Below are 21,177 nucleotides of genomic sequence, written 5' to 3'. Positions count from 1 at the left end.
TTTTATGACCTTAGGGGAGACGATTAATGAATAAGACGGAACTGATCGATGCGATGGCAGATTCTGCAGATATTTCCAAAGCAGCCGCCGGACGCGCACTGGATGGTATGATTGCAGCCATCACCGAGGCGCTGAAAAACGGGGATCAAGTATCAGTCATCGGGTTCGGTTCCTTCGCTGTGCGTGAGCGGGCTGCACGCACTGGTCGGAACCCGCAAACCGGCGCCACCATCGAAATCAAGGCATCCAAGAATCCCTCTTTCAAGGCTGGTAAAGCCCTGAAGGATGCCGTAAACTAGCGCGCCTTCACGGGTGCTTAGCTCAGCTGGGAGAGCATCGCCCTTACAAGGCGAGGGTCGGGGGTTCGATCCCCTCAGCACCCACCATTTTCGGAGCGGTAGTTCAGTTGGTTAGAATACCGGCCTGTCACGCCGGGGGTCGCGGGTTCGAGCCCCGTCCGCTCCGCCATCGGTGAGGAGACGCGGGGTATCCTTGGATACCCCGTTTTCTTTACTGTCATTGTCAGATTTCTGATTTCAGGTACGACATGCTTCAGTCCATCAGGGAACGCGCCCAGGGAGTGATCGCCTGGTTCATAGTAATCCTCATCAGTGTGCCTTTCGCACTGTTCGGCATTAACTCCTATCTCGGTGGCGGCTCCGAGTCCGTTGCGGCAACGGTCAATGGTCAGGAGATTACCCAGAGCGAGTTTGAAGAAGGTTATCGCGATTTCCGCGAAAACCTGCGCCAGCGTTTGGGGGACAACTACCGCCCCGAGATGATCGACGAGGCAGAACTGCGGCAGGAGGTGCTGCAGTTGATGATCCGCAACAATTTGCTGATGCAGAAATCCGATGAGCTGGGTATTCGGATCGGTGATGAGCTGGTGAAACGGATCATTGCCTCGCTTTCCGGTTTTCAGATCGATGGCCGATTCAGTCAGGATGCCTATGAGCGCGGTGTGCGTCTGCAGGGACTGACGCCGGCCGGGTTCGAGGAGCAGATTCGCCGCGGTCTGGTGAGTGAACAGCTCGCCAAGGCGGTTACCGGCTCCGAGTTCGCCACCCGTTCGGAACTGCAAAGCCTGTTGCGGCTGCGGCTTCAGCGACGTGAGTTAGAATACCTGCTGCTGCCGGCCGCCAGTTTTCTCAGCGGTATAGAGGTGAGCGACGAGGCCGTGGCGACTTACTATGCCGCGCATCGAAACGATTACATCGCCCCAGAACGGGTCAAACTCAGCTATCTTGATCTGGATATTGCCAGTATTGCCAAGAGCCTGACGGTGGATGATGAAACGCTACTGGCCTATTACAACCAGAATCAGTCCCTTTACAAGAACCCCGAGCAGCGGCGGGCGAGCCACATCCTGATCCCGGCGGAAGAGGGGAGTGACGCGGCGGCGGTGACGCAGGCGCAAAGTGAGGCGCAGGCGATACTCGAGCGGGTGCGCGGTGGTGAGGATTTCGCCACGGTCGCCAAAGCGGTTTCCAAAGACCCCGGATCCGCCGAAGAGGGCGGGGACCTCGGCTTCTTTGAATCCGGGGTGATGGAGCCGGCCTTTGACGAGGCCGTATTCAACCTGCGGCCTGGCGAGATCAGTGACCTGGTGCGCACGCCGTTCGGTTTCCATATCATCAAGCTGATGGAAATTCGCGAGGGTGAGGGGAAGTCTTTCGCGGAGGCGCGGGATGAGGTGGAGCGGGCCTATCTGAAGGTCGAGGCCGAGCGCCTGTTCTACGAATACGCCGAACGACTGGGCACTATCGCCTACGAAGAGCCGGACAGCCTGCAGCCGGCCGCCGACGCCCTGGGGATCCAGCCGAAAGAGAGTGACTGGGTTGCCCGCGACGGGGGGGAGGGGATCTTCGCCTCACCCAAGGTGATCGCCGCGGCATTCAGCGAGGATGTCCTGGTATCGGGAAACAACAGCGAGGCCATTGAGATCAATCCGGAACACATCATGGTGCTGCGGGTTACCGCCCATGAGGAGGCCGCTGTCAAACCGCTGGATCAGGTGAAGGAGGCCATCCGCGATAAATTGCGTATCGAGCAGGCCATTGAGCAGGCTGGCCGGGAGGGGGCTGCACTGGTGACCCGGCTTTCGCAGGGGGAGACCCTGGAGGCGCTTGCCGCGGAGCAGGGGGTTACGGTTGAGCCGCGCAAGGTGGTGACCCGGGATGAGCGCGATCTGCCGGCAGAGCTGGTCAGGGAGCTGTTCCTCATGCCGCGCCCGGAAGGGGAGTCGCCGGTGTACGGCCAATTGGCGATGGCGAGTGGGGACCTGGCCCTGATCGCGCTGCATACGGTCACCGACGGTACTTTGGCGGACGCCGAGCAGCTGGGGGGTGAGGCGGCCCTGAACAACGCCCTGGCGCAGTCGCGGGGTAAAAATTATTTCCAGCACTTGCAGGGTAATCTGCGCGCCGCGGCCGATGTGACCGTCAGCGGCAAATCATCGGATAATTAAGGACGTACACAAAAAAGCCGCACACCCCACTTGGCGTGGGGTGGGCGGCTTTTTTGTTAGAATCACGCCATGCCGACGATATGGTAGCCGGAATCCACGTAGACAATGTCACCGGTGATGCCCGATGCCAGATCGGAGCAGAGGAACGCGGCGGCGTTGCCCACCTCCTCAATGGTGACGTTGCGACGCAGCGGGTTCTTCTTTTCCGCTTCGGCGAGCATCCCTTTGAAACCGCTGATCCCGGATGCGGCCAGGGTGCGTATCGGCCCGGCCGAGATGGCGTTGACCCGGGTTCCTTCCGGCCCCAGTGAATCGGCCATGTAACGCACACTTGCCTCCAGGCTGGCCTTGGCGATACCCATCACATTGTAGTTGGGGATGGTGCGCACGGCCCCCAGATAACTCATGGTGATCAGGGCGCCGTTACGTCCCTGCATCAGGGTGCGGCCCGCCTTGGCCAAGGCGGCAAAACTGTAGGCGCTGATATCATGGGCAATGCTGAATCCTTCGCGGGTGACCGCATCGATATAACTGCCCTCTAATTGATCCCGGGGGGCAAAGCCTACCGAGTGGACGATGCCATCCAGGCCATCCCAATGCTTGGCGAGCTCGCTGAACACGGCCTCGATCTGCCCGTCGGAGGTGACATCCAGCGGCAGGACGATTTCCGAATCCAACTCGGCGGCCATTTTCCGCACCCGCTCCAGCAGCTTGTCGCCCTGTGCGGTGAAGGCCAGCTGTGCCCCCTCGCGGTGCATGGCCTGGGCGGTCCCCCAGGCGATGGAACGATTGCTGGCCACGCCGACGATGAGGATGCGTTTGTCTTGTAGGAAACCCATGTGAAATCCTTGCAACTTCGTATGAAAGAAAGTTTGAATGTGCCTGACGGCTCCTGGCGTCTGCGGGTCAGGCCCGGCTGACGCCCGGTCGAGGGCAGTCCTAAGGTACCGGAAAAGCATCGGCCCGAAAAGAACCCAATGGTTTTTTGTTGGTCTGTTCTAATATATGCTGCTGTACCGGCAGCACTTTTATTGGATGTTGGTTTTATGCGGATAGCTTCCGGGTGAAAGGATTCCAAGATACGCCGTAAACCCATCCCGGGGGGCTCGACGGCGGCATGGCATCCTCGGCTGCGTAAACGGTACATCCCTGTACCACTCCTCCTGCCGCCGACGGTCTTGGAATCCTTCCACCCGAAAGCCCTGAGGAAGCCGGTCTGATTCAATCTGACAAAATAGAGCTACCGAGTGATCAATAATCAAGAATGAGACAGCAGAGGAAACAAGTGGCCAGGCGGGAGTGGAGAAGCGCTACGAATGCCGGGCGTATGGTTGGCCTGTTGTTTGCGGTGCTGTCATTGCTTTCGCTCAGCGGCTGTGGCGAGCGCGCCTGGAATGCCCCCCATTCGGCCAGTGAGGCGAACTCAAACACCCTCTTCAGCTCGTTTTCCGAACGCCCCAAGCATCTCGATCCCGCCCGCTCCTACGCGGCCAATGAGTACGCCTTCATCGCCCAGATCTACGAGCCGCCGCTACAGTACCACTTCCTGAAGCGCCCCTATCAGCTGGTACCGCTGGCGGCCGAACAGGTCCCGGTGCCGCAGCTGATCGACCGGGCCGGCAACCCGCTGTCGGCGGATGCCCCGGCCGACCAGGTGGCCTTCAGCGACTATGAGATACGCATCAAGCCGGACATGCGCTATCAGCCCCATCCGGCGCTGGCCAAGGATGCGGACGGCGCCTATCGCTACCACCGGCTGACAGAGGAACAGTTGGAAGGGGTCAATACCCTGGCCGACTTTCCGGAGACCGGTACGCGCGAGGCGACCGCGGAGGATTTCATTTATCAGATCAAGCGCCTGGCCAACCCCCGCCTGCACTCCCCCATCGCCAGCATCATGGGGGAGTATATCGTCGGTTTTAACGAATTCGGCAGGGCGCTGGTCGACGCCGGCGGCAATGGTGATTTTATCGACCTGAGGCAACACCGCATGGCCGGGGTCACCCAGCTCGACCGCTACCGCTTCAAGGTGCGGCTGCGGGGCAAGTACCCCCAGTTTGTCTACTGGCTGGCCATGACCTTTTTCGCGCCCATGCCCTGGGAGGCGGATCTGTTCTACAGTCAACCGGGTATGGACAAACGCAATATCAACCTGAACTGGTACCCGATCGGGACCGGGCCCTTCATGCTGGCGGAGAACAACCCCAATCTGCGCATGGTGTTGAGCCGCAATCCCAATTTTCACGGCGAGGCCTATCCTACCGAAGGGGAGCCGGAAGACGGTGAAAACGGCATGCTGGATGATGCCGGCAAGGCGCTGCCGCTGATCAACAAGGCGGTCTACAGTCTGGAAAAGGAGGTGATACCGCGCTGGAACAAATTCCTCCAGGGCTATTACGATACCTCCGGGGTCAGCTCGGACAGTTTCGATCAGGCGGTCAGGTTCGGTACCGGCGGCGAGGCCAACCTGACCCAGGAGATGCAGGAGCGGAATATCCAGCTGGCCACGGCCGTGGAGACCTCGATCTTCTATCTTGGTTTCAATATGGCCGATCCGGTGATCGGTGGCGACAGCGAGGAGAACCGATACCTGCGTCAGGCCATCTCCATCGCCGTCAATTTCGAGGAGTATATCTCCATCTTCCTGAATGGCCGCGGGGTGGTGGCCCACGGCCCGCTGCCGGTGGGCATCTTCGGCAGTCGCCAGAGCTCGGACCAGAGCCCGGAGGGGATCAATCCGGTGGTGTATGACCTGGAAAATGGCAGGCCGCGGCGTAAATCCCTGCAGGAGGCGCGGGCGCTGATGGCGAAGGCCGGTTATCCCAACGGCAAGAGTGCCAATACCGGGCGGCCGCTGGTGCTGAATTACGAGTCGGCCTCGGCCGGGCCGGACAGCAAGGCGCAACTCAACTGGATACGCAAGCAGCTCAATCAGCTGGGAATACAGCTGGTGATTCGCGCCACCGACTACAATCGGTTTCAGGAGAAGCTGCGCAAGGGCACGGGGCAGCTGTTCATGTTCGGCTGGAATGCCGATTACCCGGATCCGGAGAACTTCCTGTTTCTGCTCTATGGACCCAACGGCAAGGTGGAGCATGCCGGCGAGAACGCGGTCAATTACGACAACCCGGAATTCAATGCCCTGTTCGACCGGATGAAGAATATGGAGAACAGCCCGGAACGGCAGCAGATCATCGATCGCATGGTGGATATCCTGCGTCACGACGCCCCCTGGATCTGGGGTTTCTACCCCAAATCGTTTTCGCTTTACCATGACTGGTATGGGAATGTGAAGCCCAATCTGATGGCCAACAACACCCTCAAGTACAAGCGCGTCGATCCCGAGACGCGCAACGCGAATCAGCAGGCGTGGAACCCGCCCATCGTCTGGCCTCTGAATCTGCTGCTGCTGCTGCTGGTGGTCAGTACCGTGCCCGCGGTACTGGTGTATCGCCGCCATGAGCGGAGCGCCGCCCGATGATCGCCTATATCATTCGCCGGGTGCTGTATGCGATACCGATACTGATCGGCATCAACATCCTTACCTTCGTGCTGTTCTTCGTGGTCAATTCACCCGATGACATGGCGCGCATGAACCTCGGTATGAAGCGGGTGACACCGGAGGCGATAGAGAACTGGAAGGCCGAGCGCGGCTACGACAGACCTTTGCTGTACAACGCCGCGCGCCAGGGAACGGAACAGTTGACCAACACCATCTTCTTCCAGAAATCCCTGAAGCTGTTCCAGTTCGAGTTCGGCGTATCCGACAGTGACCGGGACATCGGCTACGACATATCCCAGCGCATGTGGCCGAGCCTGGCCATCGCGGTGCCGGTGCTGCTGGTGGGGTTGCTGGTGAATATCACCTATGCCCTGCTGATCGCCTTTTTTCGTGCCACCTATATCGATATCTGGAGCGTGGTGCTGTGTGTGGTGATGATGTCCATCTCGGGCCTGTTCTATATCATCGGCGGCCAGTATCTGGTGAGCAAGCTGCTGCATCTGGTACCCATTTCCGGCTACGACACCGGCCTTGCCGCGATCAAGTTTCTCATCCTGCCGGTGCTGATCGGCGTGGTGGGGGGCATCGGCGCGGGCACGCGCTGGTACCGCACGCTGTTTCTCGAGGAGATCAATCGGGACTATGTGCGCACTGCCCGGGCCAAGGGGCTCTCCGAGGGGCTGGTACTGTTCCGCCATGTGCTGAAAAACGCTATGATCCCGATCCTCACCGGCGTGGTGGTGGTGCTGCCCCTGCTGTTCATGGGTAGCCTGATCACCGAATCCTTCTTCGGCATCCCCGGGCTCGGCAGCTACACCATCGACGCCATCAACCGGCAGGATTTCGCCATCGTGCGCGCCATGGTGTTCCTCGGCTCGGTGCTCTATATCATCGGTCTGCTGCTGACCGATATCTCCTATACGCTGGTCGATCCGCGGGTCAGGCTGTCATGATGGATAGCCTGGTGATCCTGTGGACCGACGCGCTGGTCTTCCTGCTGCTGCTGTTCGTCGGCACCTTCGGTGTCTATGCCGCCGGTAAGGAGCATCTGCGCGGACCCTGGCGGCTGGTGGTGCGCAGCCGGGTGGGCGTCAGCACACTGGTGATCCTGAGCTTCTACGTGGCGGTCGGGTTGCTCGATTCGGTACACTTTGAACCCTCGTACCTGGCCGATCCGCAGGCGCAGGACCGGGCGCAGTCGACCGAGGTGGTCAGCCTGTTCGATCGCCTGGTGCTGCCGCTGCGGGAGCGCCAGGAGAAGACCTACTCGGCGCCGCTGGCCACTCACCTGTACGCCAAGGAGAACATCGAGCAGTCGGACGGCACGATGATCCGGGACTATCCGCGGCTGCAATATGGCGGCGCCCATCTGGCGGACCCCGCGCGGGACTGGGCCGGGGATGTCCTGCGCCTCAGCCTGATCGGTCTGGTCAAGGGGTTGCTGGTGACCCTGGTCCTGGCGAATATCCTGTTTGCCCTGCTGGCTTCCCGGCGCGCCGGGGGGTTCGCCGGGGTCGCCCGGGAGGTGTTGACCGGGAAAGGCGAGATCCCCTGGCGCTCCGCGCTGATCACCCTGGGGCTGTTGCTGATGGTGCTGCTGTGGGCGGTGGAGCTGTCGGGTCGTTACCACCTGTTGGGTACCGACAAGGTGGGTGAGGATGTCTTCTATCAGGCGCTCAAAAGCATCCGTACCGGCCTGCTGATCGGCACCCTGACCACCCTGGTGATGCTCCCCGCCGCCATCCTGCTGGGTATCATGGCCGGCTATTTCCGCGGCTGGGTGGATGACCTGATCCAGTACACCTACACCACCCTCAACTCGATCCCCGGGGTGCTGCTGATCGCCGCGGCGATCCTGATGCTGCAGATCTACATGAGCAACCATGCCGACGAGTTCAACAGCCTGGTGGAGCGCGCCGACCTGCGCCTGCTGTTCCTCTGCATCATCCTCGGTGTCACCAGCTGGACCGGGCTGTGCCGCCTGTTGCGGGGCGAGTCGATGAAGCTGCGCGAAGTCGACTACGTGCAGGCGGCGGTGGCCTTCGGCGTGGGCCATTTCCAGATCATCGTGCGGCATATCCTGCCCAATGTGCTGCATATCGTGCTGATCACCGTGGTACTCGATTTTTCCGGCCTGGTGCTGGCCGAGGCGGTGCTCTCCTATGTCAATATCGGTGTCGACCCCACCATGAACAGTTGGGGCAACATGATCAACAGCGCCCGACTGGAGATGGCCCGCGAGCCGGTGGTCTGGTGGTCCCTGTTGGCCGCGATGATCTTTATGTTCACCCTGGTGCTGTCGGCCAACCTGTTCTCCGACGTGGTACGCGATGCGTTCGATCCGCGTCTGCGCAGTAGCCGCTGACCCGCCATCCATGGAAGCCGTTGCCGAATGAGCGATACGCTGCTTAAAGTCGAAAATCTGCAAACCTGGCTGGGCAGCGGCGAGCGCCCGGTGCGCGCCGTGGACGGTATCGATCTGGAAATCAGAAGGGGCGAAACCTTCGCGCTGCTGGGCGAGTCCGGTTGCGGCAAGTCGATGACGGCCCTGTCGCTCATGCGCCTGTTGCCACCGGCGGGGCGTATCGTCGCCGGGGACGTCTACCTGGGCAAGACCGCGCTCCTTGAGCTACCGGAGTACGCCATGCGGGCGGAGCGGGGCGGTCGCATGGCGATGATTTTCCAGGAGCCGATGACCTCCCTCAACCCGGTGCTGACCATCGGTCAGCAGATCGGCGAGGCGGTGAAGATCCGCGACGGCGGGGATCGCCGCGCCGTGGCGCAGCGGGTGGTGGAACTGCTCCACTCGGTGGGCATTCCCGATCCGGTGCGCCGGGTCGGCGAGTATCCGCATCAACTCTCCGGCGGCATGAAGCAGCGGGTGATGATCGCCATGGCGCTGGCCGGTCGCCCGGAACTGCTGATCGCCGACGAGCCGACCACCGCGCTGGACGTGACCATTCAGGCCCAGGTGCTGGCGCTGCTCAAAGAGCTGCAGCGGCAGACCGGCATGGCCATCCTGCTGATCACCCACGATCTCGGGGTGGTGGCCGAGGTGGCGGACCGGGTGGCGGTCATGTACGCCGGCCAGATTATCGAGCAGGCGAGCCGTGACCGCTTCTTCGACAATCCCCAACACCCTTACAGCCGGAAGCTGTTCCAGTCCCTGCCGGATGCCGGCAAGCGCAGCCGGCGGCTCGCTGTGATCAGCGGAAATGTGCCGCCACTGAACCAGGTCTTTACCGCCTGCCGCTTTATCGACCGCTGTGACCGGGCCTTCGAGGATTGTGAAATGGCCCCGGGGTGGACCGAGCTGGCGCCTGGTCAGGGAGTACGCTGTCACCTGGCCGGTTTTCATGACGCCGTGTCGATCGTTGAACTGCCGGAAGCCGAGCATACGCCGGTTGCTGCCGCGTCGGGCCCGGGTTCAAGTCAGGGGCCGCTGCTGCAGGTGGAGCAGCTCAAGGTCCACTTTCCCATTCACAAGGGGGTGTTCAAGCGTACCGTGGGTCATGTCAGGGCGGTGGATGGCATCTCCCTCTCCATCGACCCGGGGAAGACCCTGGCCCTGGTCGGCGAGTCGGGCTGCGGCAAAACCACGGTGGGCAAGGGGATACTGCAACTGGTCCGGCCCACCGCGGGTTCGGTGCGTTTCGCCGGTGACGAGCTGACCCGACTCAAGGGCGGCGCCCTGCGCAGTCGCCGTTCCGAGCTGCAGATCATATTTCAGGACCCGGTCGCCTCGATGAATCCGCGCATGCTGGTGGGGGACATTATCGAAGAGGGGATGAAGGCACAGCGTATCGGTCGAACCGCCGAGCAGCGGCGGGCCCGGGTGACGGAACTGCTGGGACAGGTGGGGCTCCCCGACGACAGCGCCAGCCGCTATCCGCACGAGTTTTCCGGCGGGCAGCGCCAGCGTATCTGTATCGCCCGTGCCCTGGCGGTGGATCCGAAACTGATCATCTGTGATGAACCGACCAGCGCTCTGGATGTCTCGGTGCAGGCGCAGATCCTGAATCTGCTGAAACTGCTGCAGAACAGTCGTGGCCTCGCCTTTCTGTTCATCACCCACAACATCTCTGTGGTAGCCTATCTGGCGGATGAGGTGGCGGTGATGTACCTGGGCCGGATTGTCGAACGGGGGGAGGTCGGACAACTGCTGGCCGCCCCGAGACACCCCTATACCCAGGCGCTGCTCTCGGCCGTCCCGGTGGCCGACCCCCGGTCGAGGCGTGAAGTGATCCGGCTGGAAGGGGATATGCCGTCGCCGGCGAATCCGCCCGCTGGCTGTCACTTTCATCCCCGCTGTCCGTTCGCCATGCCCCGGTGCCGGGAACGCTACCCGGACCTGAACCGGCTGGCCGACGGCCGCCAGGTGAGCTGTTACAAGGTGGAGCACGAGGAGTCGTAAGACTACCTGAATCCGTGACTTCAGAGCCTGTCCCGGCAGAGCAGGGGGTACCCTCGGTGATTCAGGCGAGCCGGTCCTGCGAAGCTGATACGAAGCTGGGCATCTCTACGCGTGCTTTGCGTCCTTCGCGGTTACTCTCTTTTTGCCGGTTCATCGCGCCGCAACCGCCAAGAACGCCAGGAGCGCAAAGACCCCTCGTCAGCGTGTAGGATGGGTGGAGGCGCGGCACCCTTGTTAGCGGCTGTTCGCGGCGGTCGGGTGCGCTGTAACCCATCTTCGGATTCGGATGCAGGTGCATGATGGGTTGTGCGCCGGAGACGGAGCCGGCGGAGAGTTAGTTCACGGGGGCGCTCCACCCATCCTACGCCCGGGTGCAGTCCGACCCACTTTTATGGGTAAAGGGCACTACTACAGGGTCTGCTCGGCCACGTCGACAAACAGCTGCAGGCGTTGGCCGGGTTGCAGGTAGCGTCCCTCCAGGGTGTTCCACTTCCTCAGATCCGCTACCGAGACATTGAAGCGCTGGGCGATAAGCGCCAGGGAGTCACCCTTGCGCACCCGGTAACGCAGGCTGCTGAGGGTATTGACCGGTGGTGAGAGCGTCGGGGCGAGGTGGGCCAGCTTGTCCTGGGTCTTGGCGGCCTGTTGCCAGATGACCAGCTCCTGTCCCAGCCGCAAGGTGTCCCTGGGCGCCATCCCGTTCCAGCGGGCCAGGGCCTGGTGGCTGACCCGGTAGCTTCGGGCGATGTCCCAAAGCGTGTCCCCCGCCACCACTGTGTGGGTCAGACGCTTGCCCTGGCGCTGCCGGTCCTTGGTCTTTGCCAGGCGGGCATCCGCGGTATGGGTGTACTGGTCCAAGCTCTTGACCGAGACAGGGATTAGTAGATGCCGGCCGGCACGGATGTTGTTGCCCCGCAGTTTGTTTACCTGTTGCAGCAGCGCCACCGTGGTGTTGTGGTGTCTGGCGATGCTGCCGAGGTTGTCGCCCGAACGAATCTTGTAACGGTTCCAGCGCAGGCGTTGTTGCGGATCGAGGGCACCGAGCGCCTCACTGAACCGCTCGGCCTGTTCAACCGGGATGCTCAGTCGGTGCGGCCCCTCCGGCGCGGATGCCCAGCGATTGAAGCCGGGATTGAGCCGGTACAGCGCCTCAATGGATATCCCTGCCATATCGGCCGCCAGGGCCAGATCGAGCTGGGAGCCGATATCGATGTTTTCGAAGTAGGGCTGGTTGGGGATCGCGGCCAGGGTGATGCCGTAGTGCTGCGGATCGGTCATCACCTTGGCCACCGCCAGCAGTTTGGGCACATAGCGCATGGTCTCTTCCGGCAGCTCGAGCGACCAGAAATCAGTGGGTTTGCCCTGGCGCTGGTTGCGCTTGATGGCGCGTCGCACGGTGCCGCCCCCGGCATTGTAGCCGGCCAGTGCCAGCTCCCAGTCGCCGTCAAACTGGGTCGCCAGGCTGCTCAGATAGTCGAAGGCCGCCCGGGTGGCGGCAACCACGTCGCGACGCCCGTCATACCACCAGTTCTGCTGCAGCCCGAAGTGTTTCCCGGTCGACGGGATGAACTGCCACAGACCGGCCGCGCGCCCGGGGGAGTAGGCGAAGGGCTGGAAGCCGCTCTCGACGATCGGCAACAGGGCCAATTCGCTGGGGATACCCCGCGCTTCGGCCTCCTCGAGAATAAAGTACAGGTAGGGGGCCGCTCTTTCCTGTACCCGATCCAGGTAATCATTGTTGGCGGCGAACCAGCGGATCTGGCTGTCAATCCGCGGATGGTCGGGGATTTCCAGATTGAAGCCGGCACGCAGCCGCTCCATCAGGTCCAACGGCGGCTCGGGTGGCTGCTCGATCTCGGCCGACTGCTGGGGGGTGGGCGCCGGTTCAACCTCGCTCTTCCCGGTGGTGGTCACGACGACGGGGGGCGTTAACGCCTCGGCGACGGTCTCCGGCCGGGCTGCCACCTTGAAGTACTGCGGGGCGGCCGCTGAGTCGGCTCCGGTCTGGGTTCGGGTATCGAGGGATTTGCACCCGCTCAGCGCCAGGGTGGAGAGGACGGTCAGGGTCAGATATCTTTTTATCATTAAGCGATCCGCGGCTGTCTGGCGTTGGGTAAATTTGTCGGGACTATACGCAAATCACCTGTTTTTTTCCAGGAAACGGGTCATGTTCCGGGGATGACCCCTCGCCGATGATCTTTTTTGGATGAGGGCTGTCTGTTTAGAGGGTAGACTGGTCGATGCCGGCAGAGTGATACCATGGGCGCCGTGGGGGTGCCATGGCGTCATCCCGCAACGGGAATTGCCGACTGGAATTAGGATCATGCGCAAGTAACCGCAGCTGCTGATGAAGAGACTATTTAACCGGATCAACACACCACCCACGACGGCCGAACTTCGGGCCTGGTTCAGTACCACGCCGGGAAAGGAGCTGCTGGCCGTGGAGCAGGTCTACCTGGAGCACCTGTTGGCCGAGTGTTTCGGCTACTATCTGCTGCAGGTCGGCAGCCTGGGACTGCAGCTGGATGCGCTCAGGATGAGCCGGATCAAGTCCCAGGTGGTGCTGGTGCCCAACCAGGCGGATGTCTTCAGCGAGCGCTGTATCGTCAGTGACTCGCAGAATCTCCCTGTGGCCTCGGATAGTATCGATACCGTGCTGCTTTCCCACACCCTGGATTTCTCCAGGAACCCCCATCAGCTGCTGCGTGAAGTGGAGCGGGTGCTGATCCCCGAAGGTCATGTGGTCATTGTCGGTTTCAATCCCTGGAGTCTCTGGGGCGCCTGGCGGCTGCTGCGAATGCGCGGCAACAAGGTCCCCTGGTGTGGCCACTTCATCTCGTCCTGGCGGGTTCATGACTGGCTCTCCCTGCTGGGATTCGAGATCAAGGCGGAGCGGGCGGGGATGTTTCGTCCGCCATTGAAACATGAACGGATGATGCAGCGTCTGGGCTTTCTGGAGTGGATCGGCGGCCGTCTGTGGTCGCCGCTGGCGGGTGTCTATGTGATACTGGCGGTCAAACGGGTGGCGCGGCTGACGCCGATCAAGCCGGCCTGGAAGTTGCGCCCCCGGCGTATTCGCGGCGGCATGACCGAGCCCACGGCAAATAATATAAGGCATACCAGGAGAGGCGATTAAGTGAGTGAACGGGTGGAGATATTTACCGATGGCGCCTGCAAGGGCAATCCCGGTCCGGGCGGCTGGGGCGCGGTGATGCGCTATAAAGGCAAGGAACGGCAGTTATACGGCGGCGAGCAGGCGACCACCAATAACCGGATGGAGCTGATGGCCGTAATCAGTGCCCTGGAGGTGCTGACCCGTCCGACCAGCGTGCGGGTGACCACCGATTCGAAATATGTGCAGAACGGCATTACCGAATGGATCGGCAACTGGAAGCGGAACGGCTGGAAAACCGTGGCCAGAAAGCCGGTCAAGAACAGTGACCTCTGGCAACGCCTGGACCAGTTGGTGACAACGCATGATGTGAACTGGGCCTGGGTCAAAGGACATAGCGGGCATCCGGAAAATGAGCTGGCCGACCAGTTGGCCAACAGGGGCGTAGCGGAGTTGGGAGTATGAAGATATGAGTTCGCGGCAGATTGTGCTGGATACGGAAACCACCGGTCTGGAACCGGCGCAGGGGCATCGGATTATCGAAATCGGTTGTGTGGAGATGATCGACCGGCGCTTGACGGGGAATAATTTCCATCAATATCTGCAGCCCGACCGGGAGATCGACCAGGCGGCGATCGAGGTGCATGGCATCACCAATGAATTTCTCGCCGACAAGCCCCGGTTTGCCGATGTGGTGGAGGATTTTATTGCCTATATCCGGGGCGCCGAACTGATTATTCACAATGCACCGTTCGATGTGGGGTTCCTGAACCACGAGCTGAGACGGTTGCCGGGGGAGCCGCCGCCGCTGGACAGCGTCTGCAGTGTGCTGGACACCCTGGTGATGGCGAAAAAGATGCACCCGGGGCAGCGCAACAGCCTGGATGCCCTGTGCAAGCGCTACGACATCAACAACAGCCATCGTGAGCTGCACGGCGCGCTGCTTGATGCGGAGATCCTGGCCGACGTTTATCTGATGATGACCGGTGGTCAGGGTGCCCTGTCACTGGACACGGGTAGCGGCGAGGGGGAGTCCGCCGGGGAGCGGATTCAGCGCCTGGATCCGGGTCGAGCCCGGTTGAAGGTGGTCCGGGCCAGCGTTGACGAGCTGGCCACGCACCAGCAGCGGCTCGATCTGATCGAGAAAGGGTCGGGGGGCGGATGCCTGTGGCGGGCTGCGGATCAACCCGAATAGGGATCAGGGGATCTGCCGCTCGCGAACGCCGCCACCCTGATCATTGTGCAAAATCTGTTTCAGCCGCTCGATATCCATCAGCTGGATGTGCTTGCGTTCCACCTTCAGCAGCCCCTCGTCCTGGAAGCGGGTGAACAGGCGGCTGACGGTCTCCACCGCCAGTCCCAGATAGTTGCCGATTTCGTGTCGGGACATGCTGAGGTAGAAGTCGGAGGGTGAGAAGCCGCGTCGCTGGAAGCGTCCCGACAGACTCAAGAGAAACGAAGCCAGCCGCTCCTCGGCATTGCGCTTGCCCAGCAGGGTCAGCATATCCTCGTCATGACCGATCTCCCGGCTCAGCAGCCGGAACATCTGGTGCTGCAGGCTGGGAATGATGCTGCTCAGCTCCTCCAGTCGGGTGAAGGGGATCTCGCAAACCGCGGTGGTCTCCAGAATCTTGGCGGAGCAGTGGTGATAACCGGTCTCGATCGCATCCAACCCGATCATCTCCCCCGGCAGGTGGAAACCCAGGACCTGCTCGCTGCCGTCCTCGCCCGGGTCGAAGCTCTTGACCGTGCCGGTCTTGACCACATAGATGCACTGGAATACGTCGCCCTGGCGGAACAGGTGGTCGCCGCGATGCAGTGGCCGGCTGCGCCTGACGATATTGTCAAGCTGATCCACATCCTCCGGGGTCAGGCCCATGGGCAGGCAGAGGGAAGTCAGGCTACAGTTCCTGCAGGCAACCTTGATATTGTCAAAAGAGATGACCTTGTGTTCGCTCACGGCAATACCTTACTCCTCTATCGGAACGGACATTTTGCAGATTGCTTTGCTCTGGATCAAGTAACTTTTCCCGCAGCAACGGGTATGGGGCCATTCCCAGGGCTTCGGCGCAGTTTAGTCCAGTTCGGTCCGCCGGGTCTAAAAGTGGCGGGCATCCGTTTACCCGCATCCGCTCGGGGAGCCTTGTGAGGTGGTTCCCGGCGACAATAAATAAGCGGCCTTTTGATTGAGGCTGCAGCTGCTTTCGCGTACTATATAATGCTCTGCCAAGGTGATATTGACTAGTTCAGCGCCCCTGTGGTGTTTCGCCGCAAGGCGCGTCGCGCAGGCAATGCCCCTGTCCTTGTCAAGCGATGCAACGCAGCGGCGGGACACCACAGGGGCGCCCTTCGGGTTGGCCTGTCCGCGCCCCTGTCCGCGTTGCGGCTCTTGCAAAGGACCGGGCCATTCGCTGCGAGCCGCGCCTTGCCAGGAACGCGGACAGGCCAACTGAATACGTCAATATCACCTTGACAGAGCATTGCCCCGTCCTGAATGATTTCTTTCCTCCACCACAAGACATAGAGTCTATGACCAAATTCGTATTTATCACGGGCGGTGTTGTTTCTTCACTGGGCAAGGGTATTGCCTCCGCTTCACTGGCCGCACTGCTGGAAGCGCGTGGTCTCAAAGTCACCATGATCAAGCTGGATCCCTACATCAACGTGGATCCCGGCACCATGAGCCCGTTCCAGCACGGCGAGGTGTTCGTTACCGAGGACGGCGCGGAAACCGACCTCGATCTGGGTCATTATGAGCGTTTCATCCGCGCCACCATGGGCCGCAACAACAATTTCACCACCGGCCAAATCTACGAAAGCGTCATCCGCAAGGAGCGGCGCGGTGACTACCTGGGCGGCACCGTGCAGGTGATTCCCCATATCACCAACGAGATGAAGGACAGTATCCGGCTGGGCGCCGGCGACGCCGATATCGCCCTGGTGGAGATCGGCGGCACCGTGGGTGATATCGAATCCCTGCCGTTCCTGGAGGCGATTCGCCAGATGGGCGTGGAACTGGGAAAACAGAACGCCCTGTTCCTGCACCTGACACTGGTGCCCTATATCCGCACTTCGGGTGAGATCAAGACCAAACCGACCCAGCACTCGGTCAAGGAGTTGCGCTCCATCGGCATCCAGCCTGATGTGCTGCTGTGTCGTTGCGAGAGTCCGCTGCCGGAGGGCGAGCGCCAGAAGATCGCGCTGTTCACCAATGTCCCCGAGGAGGCGGTGATCACCGGGGTGGACGCGGATAACATCTACCGGATTCCGCTGCTGCTGCACGAACAGAAGATGGATGAGATCGTGGTACGCCAGCTGGGACTCAATGTGCCGGCGGCGGATCTGTCCGAATGGCGGGCGGTGATCGACGGCCTGGAGAACACCGACGGCAGCGTCACGGTGGCCATGGTCGGCAAGTACATGAATCTGACCGAGGCCTACAAGTCCCTCTCCGAGGCGCTGATCCATGCCGGGATTCATACCCACACCAAGATCAATATCAAGTACATAGACTCCGAACAGGTGGAGAAAGAGGGTACCGACTGCCTGACGGGCGTGGATGCGATCCTGGTCCCCGGCGGCTTCGGTGAACGGGGCGTGGAGGGCAAGATCGCGACCGTGCGCTATGCCCGCGAACTGCGCATCCCCTACCTGGGCATCTGTCTGGGCATGCAGGTGGCGGTCATTGAATATGCCCGTCACATGGCGGGGATGGCCGATGCCCACAGCACCGAATTCAATCGCGAAACGCCCTATCCGGTGATCGCGCTGATCACCGAGTGGCTCAACGCGGATGGCGAGCTGGAGGTGCGCAACGAGAACTCCGATCTCGGCGGCAGCATGCGGCTGGGCGGACAGGAGTGCCGGCTGGCCGAGGATAGCCTGACCCGCAAACTGTACGCCAGCGATACCATTATCGAGCGCCATCGGCATCGCTATGAATTCAACAACCAGTATCTGCCGGTGCTGGAGAAGACGGGCCTGAAGATCGCCGGCCGCTCGATGGATGGCAAACTGGTCGAGATTGTCGAGATCAGGGATCATCCCTGGTTTGTCGCCTGCCAGTTCCATCCGGAGTTCACCTCCACCCCGCGGGACGGTCATCCGCTGTTCACCGGTTTTGTCCAGGCGGCACGGAAGCATAAATACGAGATGAGCAGGGAGAGTGTGCAGGCATGAGACTATGTGAATTCGAGGCGGGTCTTGAGCACCCGCTGTTCCTGATCGCCGGTCCCTGTGTGGTGGAGAGCGAGCAGCTGGCGCTGGATACCGCCGGCGCGCTGAAGGCGCTGACCGATCGGCTGGGTATACCCTTTATCTACAAATCCTCGTTCGACAAGGCCAACCGCTCCTCCGGGGAGAGCTTTCGTGGACCCGGAATGGAAGCGGGGCTGAAGATCCTGGAGAAGGTGAAACGGGAGATTGGCGTGCCGCTGCTGACCGATGTGCACGAAGACACCCCGTTGCATGAGGTGGCCGCAGTGGTGGATGTGCTGCAGACCCCGGCCTTCCTTTGTCGCCAGACCAACTTTATCAAGGCGGTCGCCAGCCAGGGGCTTCCGGTCAACCTGAAAAAAGGGCAGTTCCTGGCGCCCTGGGATATGAAACACGTGGTGGAGAAGGCACGCAGTACCGGTAACCCGCAGATCATGGTGTGCGAGCGTGGTGCCTCCTTCGGCTACAACAATCTGGTCTCCGATATGCGTTCGCTGGCGGTGATGCGTGAGTCCAGTGTCCCGGTGGTGTTTGACGCCACCCACTCGGTGCAGCTGCCGGGCGGACAGGGCAACGTCTCCGGCGGGCAGCGCGAGTTCGTGCCGGTACTGGCTCGCGCCGCCGTGGCGGCGGGGGTGGCCGGGCTGTTCATGGAGACCCATCCAAACCCGGAACAGGCCCTGAGCGACGGCCCCAACTCCTGGCCGCTGCAGCGCATGGAGGAGCTGCTGGAGACCCTGATGGAGCTGGACCAGGCGGTCAAGCGGCGCGGGTTTATCGAAAGCACGCTTTGAGATAACCACGCGTTGAGATAAAAAAATGTCCCGGATCGGGGTATTCGGGGATTAAGTATTGTATGGCACCGCGGCGGCATGTAAGCGTCCTGCCACAAATACAGCGTATGGTTTGATCCGGCGAAAACTGAATTATTTATACTTTTATCTTATCCGCGAGTCTGTCGGGCGGGTCCTTAATCGATCCGCGTTAAATCCGACAGGCTTTTGGAGTCAATAAACTGGAGTAACAATGTCTGAGATTGTTGATGTTCGAGGTCGTGAAATCCTGGACTCCCGTGGTAACCCCACCGTAGAGGCGGATATCATCACCGCCGATGGCGCGATCGGCCGGGCCGTGGCCCCGTCGGGGGCCTCCACCGGATCGCGCGAGGCGCTGGAGCTGCGTGACGGCGACCCGCGGCGCTATCTGGGCAAGGGCGTGCTCAAGGCGGTCGGCAACATCACCGGCGAGCTGAAACAGGCATTACTGGGATTGGATGTGCAGGATCAGGTCGGGCTGGACCGCAAGATCATCCAGCTGGACGGTACCGAGAACAAGGACCGGCTGGGCGCCAACGCCCTGTTGGCCGTCTCCCTGGCGGCGGCCCATGCGGCGGCCCAGGAGCGGGCATTGCCCCTCTACCGCTCTCTCTCGGACGGTCCGTTCCGCATGCCGGTGCCGATGATGAACATCATCAATGGCGGCTCCCATGCCGACAACAGCGTGGATATCCAGGAGTTCATGATCCTGCCGGTGGGCGCCGGCTCGATCCGCGAGGCGGTCCGCTACGGCGCCGAGGTGTTCCATGCCCTGAAGGCGGTGCTGAAGGCCCGTGGCCTCAATACCAACGTGGGTGACGAGGGAGGCTTTGCCCCGAATCTCTCTTCCAATGTGGCGGCGATCGAAGTGATTCTGGAGGCGATCGAGAAGAGCGGCTTCAAGGTAGGCAGCGACATCTACCTGGGCCTGGATGTGGCCAGTTCCGAGTTTTATAAGGACGGGGTGTATGACCTCGCCTCGGAAGGCCGCCGGTTCAATGCGGCGGAGTTTGTCGACTATCTGGCCGGCATCGTCGACCAGTATCCGATCATCTCCGTCGAGGACGGCATGGACGAAAGCGACTGGGACGGCTGGAAACTGCTGACCGAGCGGCTCGGCAGTCGGGTGCAACTGGTGGGCGACGATCTGTTCGTCACCAACACCAAGATCCTCGCCCGCGGTATCGAGCAGGGCATCGCCAACTCCATCCTGATCAAGTTCAACCAGATCGGCACCCTGACCGAGACCCTGGAAGCGATCAATATGGCCAGGGATGCCGGCTACACCGCGGTGGTCTCCCACCGTTCCGGCGAGACCGAGGACACCACCATCGCCGACCTGGTGGTGGCGGCCGATACCGGGCAGATCAAGACCGGCTCACTGAGCCGCACCGACCGGGTGGCGAAGTATAACCAGTTGATGCGTATAGAGGATCAGCTGGGCAGCGAGGCGGTTTATGCGGGTAAAGGGGCATTTAACTGCCTCTGAACGGGCGAGTATCCATCGCCGAATCGTTAAGGTAGATGATGTGTAACTACTCACCCGGTTTGTAAGTGATTGGCCTGCCTTGTTGGCCTCACACGATGGCTGGACCAAGATCGGCCAACAAGGCAGGCCAATCACCCCGTGAGTAGTTACGATGATGCTACGTATTCTGATGCTGCTGCTTTTTGCCATGCTGGTGGTGCTCCAGTACCGCCTCTGGGTGGGCGATGGAAGCCTGGCGGAACTGCATCTGCTGAAACAGGAGATCGAACAGCAGAAGGGCGAGTTGCAACAGATGCGGCGGCGCAATCAGGCGCTTCAGGCCGAGGTGGACGACCTGAAGAAGGGACTGGAGGCGATCGAGGAGCGGGCGCGGAATGATCTCGGCATGATTCGCCAGGGTGAAACCTTTTACCAGATCATCGAACCCCGCGAGGGCAAACGGTGACCCGGCCGGCCAGGCGCCACTGGGCGGTGGTGCCGGCGGCGGGAGTCGGCCGGCGCATGGGGGGGGCGGTACCGAAACAGTATCTGAACCTGCATGGCCGCCCGGTCATCGACCACACCCTAAGGACCCTGGTGGAGCATCCGCGGATTGCCCGGGTAATCGTGGCTGTCTCGGCGACGGATGCCTGGTGGAGCGGGACGGCCTATGCGGAACATCCCCGGGTGCAGCGGGTCGCGGGCGGCAAGGAGCGCGCCGATTCGGTGCTGAACGGCCTGTTGGCGCTGCAGGGCGAGGCCGATGCCATGGACTGGGTGCTGGTGCATGATGCGGCGAGACCCTGCCTGCACCGGAGCGATCTGGACAGGCTGCTGCAAGCCCTGGCCGGGCACCCGGTGGGCGGGTTGCTGGCGATACCGCTCAGCGACACCATCAAGCGGGCGGACCCCGCGGACAGAGTGCTGGAGACCGTCCCCCGGGAACAGCTCTGGCGGGCGTTCACCCCGCAGATGTTCCGTTATGCCGCCCTGCTTAAGGCGCTGGAAAGCGCCCGGGAAGGCGGACTGCTGGTCACCGACGAGTCGGGTGCCATGGAGCTGTCAGGTGCCGCCCCGCTGCTGATTGCGGGGCGTAGCGACAATATCAAGATCACCTCGCCCGAAGACCTGGTGCTGGCCGGTTTCCTGCTCGAGCGGCAGGGCCGCGGTTGACCCGCCGGCGG

17 protein-coding genes and 2 tRNA genes are annotated in these 21,177 nt (G+C 61.6%); 16 read left to right on the top strand and 3 right to left on the bottom strand.

The genetic code is table 11. The annotated features are described in order from the left end of the window. The first annotated feature begins 26 nt into the window (after positions 1-26). The 4 genes from NPX02_RS10770 to NPX02_RS10755 all read left to right on the top strand — a co-directional run bounded on the left by NPX02_RS10770 (position 27) and on the right by NPX02_RS10755 (position 2,467). Positions 27-299 carry an HU family DNA-binding protein gene (locus tag NPX02_RS10770; protein WP_260293562.1) on the top strand — a complete coding sequence of 91 codons (273 nt, stop codon included), beginning with the start codon at positions 27-29 and terminating at the stop codon, positions 297-299. A gap of 11 nt (positions 300-310) precedes the next feature. Further along, positions 311-386, top strand: a tRNA-Val gene (locus tag NPX02_RS10765). A 5-nt stretch (positions 387-391) separates the two neighbouring features. Then, a tRNA-Asp gene (locus tag NPX02_RS10760) sits at positions 392-468 on the top strand. 79 nt (positions 469-547) lie between these two features. Then, entirely contained in the window at positions 548-2,467 is a 1,920-nt protein-coding gene (locus tag NPX02_RS10755) for a SurA N-terminal domain-containing protein (protein WP_260293561.1), read from the top strand. 62 nt (positions 2,468-2,529) lie between these two features. Here the strand turns inward: NPX02_RS10755 and NPX02_RS10750 are convergent, their stop codons facing one another. Then, the gene (locus NPX02_RS10750) at positions 2,530-3,306 is read right to left on the bottom strand and encodes an enoyl-ACP reductase FabI (RefSeq protein ID WP_260293560.1); all 777 of its coding nucleotides are present in this window, start codon (positions 3,304-3,306) and stop codon (positions 2,530-2,532) included. 488 nt (positions 3,307-3,794) lie between these two features. Between NPX02_RS10750 and NPX02_RS10745 the strand changes: the two genes are divergently transcribed. The 4 genes from NPX02_RS10745 to NPX02_RS10730 are packed head-to-tail and all read left to right on the top strand — an operon-like array spanning position 3,795 to position 10,383. Continuing rightward, the gene (locus NPX02_RS10745) at positions 3,795-5,948 is read left to right on the top strand and encodes an ABC transporter substrate-binding protein (protein WP_260293568.1); all 2,154 of its coding nucleotides are present in this window, start codon (positions 3,795-3,797) and stop codon (positions 5,946-5,948) included. Further along, positions 5,945-6,922 (top strand): ABC transporter permease, encoded by a 978-nt coding sequence (locus NPX02_RS10740; RefSeq protein ID WP_260293558.1) that lies wholly within the window; start codon positions 5,945-5,947, stop codon positions 6,920-6,922. The genes NPX02_RS10745 and NPX02_RS10740 overlap by 4 nt, the downstream gene beginning before the upstream one ends. Then, positions 6,922-8,334, top strand: coding sequence for an ABC transporter permease (locus tag NPX02_RS10735; protein ID WP_260293557.1), 1,413 nt, complete (start codon positions 6,922-6,924; stop codon positions 8,332-8,334). The genes NPX02_RS10740 and NPX02_RS10735 overlap by 1 nt, the downstream gene beginning before the upstream one ends. A 27-nt stretch (positions 8,335-8,361) precedes the next feature. Beyond that, a complete protein-coding gene (locus NPX02_RS10730) occupies positions 8,362-10,383 on the top strand; it encodes an ABC transporter ATP-binding protein (protein ID WP_260293556.1) in 2,022 nt (673 codons plus the stop codon). Positions 10,384-10,791: 408 nt separating this feature from the next. On the opposite strand, the gene NPX02_RS10725 is transcribed toward NPX02_RS10730, so the two are convergent. Beyond that, positions 10,792-12,468 carry a LysM peptidoglycan-binding domain-containing protein gene (locus NPX02_RS10725; RefSeq protein ID WP_260293555.1) on the bottom strand — a complete coding sequence of 559 codons (1,677 nt, stop codon included), beginning with the start codon at positions 12,466-12,468 and terminating at the stop codon, positions 10,792-10,794. 262 nt (positions 12,469-12,730) lie between these two features. Here NPX02_RS10725 and NPX02_RS10720 point away from each other — a divergent pair, with 262 nt between their 5' ends. The 3 genes from NPX02_RS10720 to dnaQ are packed head-to-tail and all read left to right on the top strand — an operon-like array spanning position 12,731 to position 14,690. After that, positions 12,731-13,519, top strand: a complete 789-nt coding sequence (locus NPX02_RS10720) for a class I SAM-dependent methyltransferase (RefSeq protein WP_260293554.1) — start codon at positions 12,731-12,733, stop codon at positions 13,517-13,519. After that, positions 13,520-13,960 carry a ribonuclease HI gene (gene rnhA / locus NPX02_RS10715; RefSeq protein WP_260293553.1) on the top strand — a complete coding sequence of 147 codons (441 nt, stop codon included), beginning with the start codon at positions 13,520-13,522 and terminating at the stop codon, positions 13,958-13,960. It abuts the gene before it with no gap. Positions 13,961-13,964: 4 nt separating this feature from the next. Then, complete coding sequence (gene dnaQ / locus NPX02_RS10710; protein ID WP_260293552.1) at positions 13,965-14,690, top strand: DNA polymerase III subunit epsilon; 726 nt, start codon at positions 13,965-13,967, stop codon at positions 14,688-14,690. Between the two features lie 3 nt (positions 14,691-14,693). On the opposite strand, the gene fnr is transcribed toward dnaQ, so the two are convergent. Then, positions 14,694-15,455 carry a fumarate/nitrate reduction transcriptional regulator Fnr gene (gene fnr / locus NPX02_RS10705; protein ID WP_260293551.1) on the bottom strand — a complete coding sequence of 254 codons (762 nt, stop codon included), beginning with the start codon at positions 15,453-15,455 and terminating at the stop codon, positions 14,694-14,696. A gap of 569 nt (positions 15,456-16,024) precedes the next feature. On the opposite strand from fnr, the gene NPX02_RS10700 reads away from it, so the two are divergent. From NPX02_RS10700 to ispD, 5 genes are all read left to right on the top strand, one after another. After that, a complete protein-coding gene (locus NPX02_RS10700; RefSeq protein ID WP_260293550.1) occupies positions 16,025-17,674 on the top strand; it encodes a CTP synthase in 1,650 nt (549 codons plus the stop codon). Further along, positions 17,671-18,504 carry a 3-deoxy-8-phosphooctulonate synthase gene (gene kdsA, locus NPX02_RS10695; protein WP_260293549.1) on the top strand — a complete coding sequence of 278 codons (834 nt, stop codon included), beginning with the start codon at positions 17,671-17,673 and terminating at the stop codon, positions 18,502-18,504. The genes NPX02_RS10700 and kdsA overlap by 4 nt, the downstream gene beginning before the upstream one ends. A 232-nt stretch (positions 18,505-18,736) precedes the next feature. Then, complete coding sequence (gene eno / locus NPX02_RS10690) at positions 18,737-20,014, top strand: phosphopyruvate hydratase (protein ID WP_260293548.1); 1,278 nt, start codon at positions 18,737-18,739, stop codon at positions 20,012-20,014. 151 nt (positions 20,015-20,165) lie between these two features. Then, the gene (gene ftsB, locus NPX02_RS10685; RefSeq protein ID WP_260293546.1) at positions 20,166-20,459 is read left to right on the top strand and encodes a cell division protein FtsB; all 294 of its coding nucleotides are present in this window, start codon (positions 20,166-20,168) and stop codon (positions 20,457-20,459) included. Further along, positions 20,456-21,166 carry a 2-C-methyl-D-erythritol 4-phosphate cytidylyltransferase gene (ispD, locus tag NPX02_RS10680; RefSeq protein WP_260293544.1) on the top strand — a complete coding sequence of 237 codons (711 nt, stop codon included), beginning with the start codon at positions 20,456-20,458 and terminating at the stop codon, positions 21,164-21,166. Before ftsB ends, ispD begins: the two co-directional genes overlap by 4 nt. The last annotated feature ends 11 nt before the right edge of the window (positions 21,167-21,177 follow it).

This window comes from Sedimenticola hydrogenitrophicus (assembly GCF_025175675.1).
Classification (GTDB): domain Bacteria; phylum Pseudomonadota; class Gammaproteobacteria; order Chromatiales; family Chromatiaceae; genus Sedimenticola; species Sedimenticola hydrogenitrophicus.
Note: the sequence above shows the minus strand (reverse complement) of the source record. Positions and strands in the feature narration are given on the sequence as shown.